Genomic DNA, 6658 nt, shown 5'->3' with positions numbered 1-6658 from the left:
GAAAGTTACTGCGGAAACCAGGAAGAGAAGCGCTCAAACACGCTGTCAAAGCGACGCTGTGATATCAACAAAGTGCTACACAAGAGCGTCGATGAAAAGCACTCCTCCCTCCGTTCGTTCCCTGCGGTCACTGACATCGGTCGTCGGCCTGCTCGTTCGCTCCGCTTACTCGCGGTGAGTAGCGGTGTGATAGCCTGCCCTCCCCGTTGAGCGAACCCGGAAGGGTTCGCGGTGCTCGAGTCGCGCTCCCGGCCGGAGAAAGTACGCTCATTCGTGCTGTGTTACATCGGCATGCCGCCGCTTTCGCCCTCGCTCGTCTGCTGGCCGCGGCTCTGGGCGTTCTCGAGTAGCGTCGCGGCCGGCCCGCGGTACTCGTAACCGGGGATGATACCCTGGGCGTAGGTGCCTTCGACGTACTCGATGAGCGTCTTGGCGTCGTCGACGCCCTCGGCGGCATCCCAGGCGACGTACTCGAGGGTGACGACCACGTCGTCGCCGTCGCGCTCCAGGGTTGGTTCCTCGTGCGTGCTCGTGTGCGCGACGCTGAAGACGTCCTCGAGCCGTCGTTCGAGGGTTTCGAACCAGCCGTCTTCGACGACGGGGGCGACGGTCTCGCCGGCGACGGCGGCGTCCAGGGTCGGGAGCGCGACGCGAACGCGGAACTCGCCGTCACGCTTTCCCTCGGCGTCGGTTGCAGCGACGGTGGTTTCGAAGACGGTCGTCGTCAGTTCGTACGCGTCGTCGGCGTCGTCGGTTGGATCGAACGCGTTGTGGGACTCGAGTTCGGCCGCCACGGGGTCGGGAAGGTCAGCCATACTCGGTTCGAGGGCCGTGACGGAAAAGGGCGTTACGCTGTCAGACGCCCCCCACGTCGAACCGTTTCGTCGAAACACGCGATTACTGCGATACAATCGCCACCGGGCGTGGGGATCGTTCCGTGCCCGTAGTCGGCCGTTTCCGCGGCAAATGGGACGCATTACAACAACGGATATCGTCCTTTTTCGACGGTATGAGTCTCGATAGACATGCCGCCGACCGCCGTCGATTCGCACGTCTTCTCGGAACGGACGGCGAACTCGGTTGCGGACTGCCGATTGGAACGTCCTCCGACCATGCGGGCGAGGAGGACGGTCACGAACAGCATCGACAGCACCGAACCGAGGAAACGACGATGGAACAGCTCGCGTCTGTCGCTACTCGAGCTCGCGATCGCTGAGAAACGCGTTGACCGCCGTTGCGACTTCTTCGAAGTCTTTGACCGTGAGGCCGTCGGTCGTGACGAAGACGCCGTCGCTGTCGGTCGTTACCCGGACGAGAAAGCCGTTGTCGAAGACCCGGATCGTGTAGTTGTAATCGCCGAGCTCCGAGTTCTCGTAGGCCGTCTGAGCGGTCTTGAAGCCGCGCCACTCGTGGCCGATGAACGTCGACAGGTCGGCGTCGCGCTCGAGGTCGTCTCGGAGATAGACCTGCTCGAAGTCGTCGCGCGTAAAGTACGTGATCGAGCGGAGGCTGTCCCCGATCGCGGTCCGACAGGTCGTCGTGATCCGCTCTGCGGCCTCGTCGCTGAGTAACCCGGTAGGCATATCGATAGCTCCGGTCCCCGAGACCTTAATCGCGGGGGACGTTTCGGACGAGCTGAAAATCGTTACAGCAGCGCGTCAGCAACGCGTCGCCAGCGATCGGCAATGCGTCGATAGCGCGTCGCCGGCACGTACTCATACGGATTACTGTACCGATGTGCAGGCGCAACCGCCGCCCGGATCGCGGGTGCGCCGGATCAAACGGACAGGAAACCGTATCAGGCCGCGTCGATCGCCTGATCGAGATCCGCGATGACGTCGTCGACGTCCTCGATGCCGACCGAGAGCCGCACGAGGTCGTCGGTCGTCCCGCTGGCCAGTTTCTCCTCCTCGGTGAGCTGTTGGTGGGTCGTACTCGCCGGGTGGATGATCAGCGATTTGGCGTCGCCGACGTTCGCCAGCAGACTCGTCAGGTCGACTTCGTTACAGACCGTCTCTGCGGCGTCGTAGCCGTCCGCGAGGCCGAACGTGATCATCCCGCCGTAGCCGCCCTCGAGGTACTCGCTGGCTTCCTCGTGGGTTTCGTGGCTCTCGAGACCCGGGTAGTTCACCCACGACACTTTCGAGTGATCCTCGAGGTACTCCGCGACGGCCATCGCGTTCTCGCAGTGTTTCTCCATGCGCAGCGGGAGCGATTCGAGTTTCTGGAGCGTCGTCCAGGCGTCGAACGGCGACTGCTGGTTTCCGAGGTCGCGCAGGCCGCGGGTTCGAGCGACCATGGCGAACGCCGCGTCGCCGAACGTCTCGTAGAAGTTCACGCCGTGGTAGGCGGGATTCGGCTCCGAGATCTCCGGGTAGTCGCCCTCCGGCCACGGGAACGAGCCGCCGTCGACCAGAACGCCACCGACCGTCGAGCCCGCGCCGTGGATCCACTTGGTCGTCGAGTTCCAGACCAGGTCCGCGCCGTGTTCGAGCGGGCGGCACAGATACGGCGTCGCGAAGGTGTTGTCGACGAACAGCGGCACGTCGTGGTCGTGGGCGATGTCGGCGATGCGATCGATGTCGGGCGTGACGAGCGCCGGGTTGCCGATCGTCTCGAGGTGGACGAACGCCGTGTCGTCGTCGATCGCTTCCTCGTAGGCCTCGTAGTCGAGCGTGTCGACGAACGTCGTCTCGACGCCGCGTTTGGCGACGGTGTGCGTCAGGTAGGTGTAGGTGCCGCCGTACAGCGACGACGCGCTGACGATGTTGTCGCCGACGTCGGCGAGGATGAACGTCGCGAGGTCGAACGCGGCCATCCCCGACGCGGTTGCGAGCGCGCCGACGCCCCCCTCGAGCGTCGCGATGCGTTCCTCTAACATCGCGTTCGTCGGGTTCATGATCCGCGAGTAGATGTTCCCGGCCTCCTCCAGGCCGAACAGCGCGGCGGCGTGGTCGGTGTCGTCGAACTGGTAGGAGGTCGTCTGGTAGATCGGCGGTGCACGGGCGCCCGTCGTCGGGTCGGGCTCCTGGCCGGCGTGGATGCTGTTCGTGGCGAACTGGTGACTGTCGTCGGAATCCTCGCTCATATACGTCTGGACGCACGGGTGTTGATACCAAAAACCTTGATACGTCGCGTGGACCCACCCGTACGATACAGCGAGCGGACCGGGATCGACGACGGGGGCGTCGCTCACGTCGAACGGACCGTCAGCTACTCGAGCAGGCTCTCGCCGGTCATCTCCGGTGGTTGTCGTACGCCGATCAGTTCGAGTATCGTCGGCGCGACATCGGCGAGGGTGCCGCCCTCGCGGACGGTGCGTCCACCCCCGTCAGTGCCGTCCGCCGCGACGTAGACGAGCGGCACGTCGTTGTACGTGTGCGCCGTGTGCGGGTCTTCTTCGGTCCCCATGTCGTCGGCGTTGCCGTGATCGGCGGTAATGAGAACGTCCGCACCGGCCGACTCGAGGGCGTCCGTCAATCGACCTAACTGTTCGTCGACGGCCTCGACGGCCTCGATAGCCGCCTCGTAGTCGCCCGTGTGACCGACCATGTCCGGGTTGGCGTAGTTGAGCACGAGCACGTCGGGATCGTCGGAGTCGATGGTAGCAATCGCGGTGTCGGTCACCTCGGGCGCGCTCATCTCGGGCTGGCGGTCGTAAGTCGGCACGTCAGGGCTCTCGACGATCTCGCGGATCTCGCCGTCGAACTCGACCTCGCGGCCGCCGTTTAAGAAGTAGGTGACGTGGGCGTACTTTTCGGACTCGGCGATCCGCAGTTGCGTTCGGCCGGCGTCGGCGAGCACCTCTCCCAGCACGTTTTCGGGCTGGTTCGGCGGGTAGGCGATCGGAAGGTCGAACGTCTTGTCGTACTGAGTTAGCGTGACGACCGCCGTTTCCGGCGGTGCGGTCTCGAACTGGTCGGCCCAGTCCTCGCTCCGGATGTCGGCGAGCATCCGGGTTAGTTGGCGAGCGCGGTCCGAACGGAAGTTGAACCAAACGACCGAATCGCCATCTTGCAGCGCAAGATGGCTGCCAGCTGAGCTTTGCTCAGCGCCGGCGCCGTCCTCGAGCGCGGGACGGTCGGCGACCGTGGTGGGTTCGACGAACTCGTCCATCACGTCCCGGTCGTAGGACGCTTCGACCGCGTCGACGGCGGAATCGGCCTCGTACTCGGCCTCGCGGTGGACGATGGCGTCGTAGGCGCGTTTCGTCCGTTCCCAGTTCTGGTCGCGGTCCATCGCGTAGTACCGGCCAGAGACCGTGGCCACGCGGCCCGTTCCGTGCTCGTCGATCACGTCTTCGAGCGTCTCGAGGTACTCGCGACCGCCCGTCGGGGACGTGTCCCGACCGTCGGTAAAGGCGTGAGTGACGGCCTCGATGTCGCGATCGGCGGCCAGTTCGATCAGGGCGTGGAGGTGCTCCTGATCCGAGTGGACGCCGCCGTCGCTGACGAGGCCGAGAAAGTGGACTCTGCCGTCGTTCTCGCGAGCGTGGTCGAAGGCCGTGTTGATCGCGTCGTTCTCGCGGAACGAGCCGTCGTCGACCGAGTCCGAGATTCGGGTGTACTCTTGGTAGACGACGCGGCCGGCGCCGATGTTGAGGTGGCCGACCTCGCTGTTTCCCATCTGCCCGTCCGGTAACCCGACGCGTCGGCCGGCAACCTCGAGCGTCCCGTACGCCCCGGCTTCGGCCAGTCGGTCGAACGTCGGCGTCTCGGCCGCCGCCACGGCGTCTCTGCTCGTCCCGTCGCCGAGTCCCCACCCGTCGAGGATGATCAGCGCAGCGTCCATGTGCGGGGGCACTCTACCCTGGCGTAACTAGCTGTCGTTCGTCGATCGGAGCCGTGCAGTACGGCCGGCTTTGGAGTACCGCGACTCGGGGGCGGCGCTCGCCCCACTCGAGTCCGCCGGATCAGCCGACCGGAACGCTGAATTATCTCGCCGACTGATCTCCGGTATCCGATGACGACGGACGTGCCGGACGATGCCCCCATCGTCCTCTTCGACGGCGTCTGCAACCTCTGTCACGGCTTCGTGCAGTTCATCGTGCCTCGAGACACCGAGGGGCAGTTTCACTTCGCGTCGCTGCAGTCCGACGCCGGCCAGGAACTGCTCGCCGAGCACGGCCTCGCGGGCCACGACCTCGAGTCGGTCGTCCTGATCGAGAGCGAAGACTGCTACGTCAAATCGAGCGCGGTGATTCGGATCGCCCAGCGACTGGGCGGGATCTACCGACTCCTCGGCCCGACTCGATTCCTCCCGCGGCGACTGCGCGACTGGGTGTACGACCTCGTCGCCGACCACCGCTACCGGCTTTTCGGCAAGAAAGATCAGTGTATGATGCCGACCGGAAACGTCCAGGAACGCTTCTTGGAGTGACCGGACCCGTTCGGATCGCTGTATTCCGGCCAAAGAGTAACCTGTCTCCGAGTGGACGGTTCGGACGTGACGGACGATTCGGCGGCAGAGTGGGAGTACAAAGTGATCGAGCCACCCACGGAGCTCACCAAGCGTGAATCGGCGAACCCCGAGCGACGACTGAACGAACTCGGAACCGACGGGTGGCGGCTCGTCGACACGATTTCTTACGACGGCGGCGGCACGAAATTCCTGGTTTTCGAGCGACGACTCGAGGACTGACGACGGTTCACAGATGAGGGATCTCACGTCCGCGAACACGATGCGGGAACGAGCCGCCGAGAACCGTCTCAAGCTCTGGGTGTTGCTCAACGCGAACCGATGGCGCCTCACGGGGGCGACGGCGGCCGGCATCTTCGTCACGCTGTTGCTCTGGGGACACCTCGGCTCCCCCTCGATCCGGGCGGTGATGGCGTCGACTGACTGGGTCGAGATGACGTTTCAGGCGCTGATCGGCGCGTTGATCACCGGCACTACGCTCGTCGTTTCGATCAACCAGCTGGTGCTCTCACAGGAAATCGGTCCGCTCGGCGGCCAGCGCGAACGGATGGATCGAGCGATGGATTTCTACCAGAACACCGACGACCTCCTGGAGTTTCCGAGTCCCGCGAACCCCGCACTGTTTCTCAAGGAGTTGATCGACGCCACCAGCGACCGAGCGCAGGTCTTCGAAGCCCGCGTCGCGGATACCGACGACGACGACCTTCGGTCACACGTCGAGGAGTACGTCGACGACTTACTCGAGAACGCGTCGGTCGCGTCGGACGGACTCGAAGACGCCGGCTTCGGTTCGTACGACGTGATGAAAGCGGCGCTGAACTACAACTACGACCGGAAGATGTACGACCTCCGGTGGCTGCTCGACCACTACGAGGAGAGTCTGACCGCCCGGCAACGTGACGCGGGCGTCGAGACGCTCGAGGCGCTCGCGATGTACGGCCCCTCTCGGGAGTACATCAAGACGCTGTACTTTCAGTGGTCACTCGTCAAGCTCTCACAGGGGATTCTCTATCTGGCCGTCGTGGCGCTCGTCGTCGCCGGCGGCGTGCTCATGTTCGTCGATACGACGACGGTCACCGGAACGATTCTCGGCATCGACGCGCTGCTGTGGGTTGTCGTCTCCGCGTACACGATCTGTCTCCTGCCGTTCTTGCTGTTCGTCTCCTACATCCTTCGGCTGGCGACGGTAGCAAAACGAACCTCGGCGATGGGACCGCTCGTACTCCGTGGTGACTAACCG

7 protein-coding genes are annotated in these 6658 nt (G+C 64.4%); 3 read left to right on the top strand and 4 right to left on the bottom strand.

All coding sequences use genetic code 11. The features are described from left to right. Positions 1 to 281: 281 nt before the first annotated feature. From C493_RS06325 to gpmI, 4 genes are all read right to left on the bottom strand, one after another. Entirely contained in the window at positions 282 to 815 is a 534-nt protein-coding gene (locus tag C493_RS06325) for a DUF5813 family protein (RefSeq protein WP_007258589.1), read from the bottom strand. A gap of 378 nt (positions 816 to 1193) precedes the next feature. Continuing rightward, positions 1194 to 1583 carry a DUF7522 family protein gene (locus C493_RS06320; protein ID WP_007258587.1) on the bottom strand — a complete coding sequence of 130 codons (390 nt, stop codon included), beginning with the start codon at positions 1581 to 1583 and terminating at the stop codon, positions 1194 to 1196. 215 nt (positions 1584 to 1798) lie between these two features. Next, positions 1799 to 3088 carry an O-acetylhomoserine aminocarboxypropyltransferase/cysteine synthase family protein gene (locus C493_RS06315; RefSeq protein ID WP_007258586.1) on the bottom strand — a complete coding sequence of 430 codons (1290 nt, stop codon included), beginning with the start codon at positions 3086 to 3088 and terminating at the stop codon, positions 1799 to 1801. Positions 3089 to 3213: 125 nt separating this feature from the next. Continuing rightward, positions 3214 to 4791 (bottom strand): 2,3-bisphosphoglycerate-independent phosphoglycerate mutase, encoded by a 1578-nt coding sequence (gene gpmI, locus C493_RS06310; RefSeq protein ID WP_007258585.1) that lies wholly within the window; start codon positions 4789 to 4791, stop codon positions 3214 to 3216. Between the two features lie 171 nt (positions 4792 to 4962). Between gpmI and C493_RS06305 the strand changes: the two genes are divergently transcribed. From C493_RS06305 to C493_RS06295, 3 genes are all read left to right on the top strand, one after another. Beyond that, a complete protein-coding gene (locus tag C493_RS06305; protein WP_007258584.1) occupies positions 4963 to 5379 on the top strand; it encodes a thiol-disulfide oxidoreductase DCC family protein in 417 nt (138 codons plus the stop codon). 66 nt (positions 5380 to 5445) lie between these two features. Then, positions 5446 to 5640, top strand: coding sequence for a DUF4177 domain-containing protein (locus tag C493_RS06300; protein WP_049889176.1), 195 nt, complete (start codon positions 5446 to 5448; stop codon positions 5638 to 5640). 13 nt (positions 5641 to 5653) lie between these two features. Further along, the gene (locus C493_RS06295; RefSeq protein WP_007258582.1) at positions 5654 to 6655 is read left to right on the top strand and encodes a hypothetical protein; all 1002 of its coding nucleotides are present in this window, start codon (positions 5654 to 5656) and stop codon (positions 6653 to 6655) included. Positions 6656 to 6658 lie beyond the last annotated feature (3 nt).

Source organism: Natronolimnohabitans innermongolicus JCM 12255 (genome assembly GCF_000337215.1).
GTDB lineage: Archaea > Halobacteriota > Halobacteria > Halobacteriales > Natrialbaceae > Natronolimnohabitans > Natronolimnohabitans innermongolicus.
The sequence above is the reverse complement of the archived record's forward strand: the minus strand, read 5'-3'. Positions and strand labels throughout refer to the sequence as shown.

Excerpts from the sequence above, each read along its gene's own strand:
- C493_RS06325 (WP_007258589.1), bottom strand. The coding sequence starts at position 815 with ATGGCTGACCTTCCCGACCCCGTGGCGGCCGAACTCGAGTCCCACAAC.
- C493_RS06320 (WP_007258587.1), bottom strand. The coding sequence starts at position 1,583 with ATGCCTACCGGGTTACTCAGCGACGAGGCCGCAGAGCGGATCACGACG.
- C493_RS06315 (WP_007258586.1), bottom strand. The coding sequence starts at position 3,088 with ATGAGCGAGGATTCCGACGACAGTCACCAGTTCGCCACGAACAGCATC.
- gpmI (WP_007258585.1), bottom strand. The coding sequence starts at position 4,791 with ATGGACGCTGCGCTGATCATCCTCGACGGGTGGGGACTCGGCGACGGG.
- C493_RS06305 (WP_007258584.1), top strand. The coding sequence starts at position 4,963 with ATGACGACGGACGTGCCGGACGATGCCCCCATCGTCCTCTTCGACGGC.
- C493_RS06295 (WP_007258582.1), top strand. The coding sequence starts at position 5,654 with ATGAGGGATCTCACGTCCGCGAACACGATGCGGGAACGAGCCGCCGAG.